General features: G+C 45.1%; 1 protein-coding gene. It reads left to right on the top strand.

Features of this window, described 5'->3' with window-relative positions:
• The first annotated feature begins 135 nt into the window (after nucleotides 1-135).
• Nucleotides 136-867, top strand: coding sequence for a tetratricopeptide repeat protein (locus RYZ26_RS19865; protein ID WP_317684999.1), 732 nt, complete (start codon nucleotides 136-138; stop codon nucleotides 865-867).
• Nucleotides 868-953 lie beyond the last annotated feature (86 nt).

Here is a 953-nt window from a genome sequence, read left to right as displayed (position 1 = left end):
AATGAAAACGCCAAACCAAATGCACAGAAAAGCCCGCTGCCAAAAGCAACGGGCTTAACCTAAAACCGTCAACGTATTTTAGGACGGGTCACTAAGCTGTCCATAGGTATAATAGAGGTAATTTAGAGGTGCATTATGTTGAAAAAAATATTCATTGGCGTGATTGTCATTTGTTCTGTGCTTGGTGCAATTGCGGGATGGAACTATGCTTATCAGATCACAGAATATAGTCGATATCAGGACGATATTTCGTTGCGCCTTGCTGAACTGGAAAAAATACCTTATGGGCAAAGGTCTGCAATGACGCATATGGAAATTGCAAATTCCTATCTCATTCTGAAACAGGATCAGGAAAAAATAATCTCGGCTTATCTCGCGGCCTCCAATGCCGGGGAGAGCGAGGCGACTTACAATCTGGCGCTTCTATCCGGGCTTGGCATAAAAATAGAAGAAGACCTTCCTGCTTATGAAGCGCTTTTTCAGAAGGCCGCTGAGCAAGGCAGTCTAAATGCGGCCTTTGTTATTAGGACTAAGGGTATTCTGAAATCACCTCTCATGCCTTTGGGCTATATGGATGCACATGAGAAACTCGAAGCTGCAGCACAGGTAGGAAACCATGACGCCAGTTTCATCCTTTGTGCGCATGGCAAAGAGCCGGAGAGCCCGATATTTAATGCAAGTAATATGGCTTATTGCCAGGAACTCTTGGAAAGAGGCTATCCGCCCGCGCAATATTTAATGGGGCGTCTCTATGAACAAAATTCAGCAGAGTTTCATCCCGGTATCTGGGCGAAGACGGGATTGGCAAAGGATATGACCAAGGCAATTGATCTCTACCAAAAGGCGGCAGAACAATCTTACGTGTAGTAGTCGCGACTTGATCTGACACTTACCCGCTTTGATGCGGTGACTGTCAGGTCGGGTTTAATCTATAAACTTTTCCTGCCAGATTT

It is taken from the genome of Terasakiella sediminum (assembly GCF_033100395.1).
In the GTDB taxonomy this organism is placed as follows: Bacteria; Pseudomonadota; Alphaproteobacteria; order Rhodospirillales; family Terasakiellaceae; genus Terasakiella.
Note: the sequence above shows the minus strand (reverse complement) of the source record. Positions and strands in the feature narration are given on the sequence as shown.

Excerpts from the sequence above, each read along its gene's own strand:
- RYZ26_RS19865 (WP_317684999.1), top strand. The coding sequence starts at position 136 with ATGTTGAAAAAAATATTCATTGGCGTGATTGTCATTTGTTCTGTGCTT.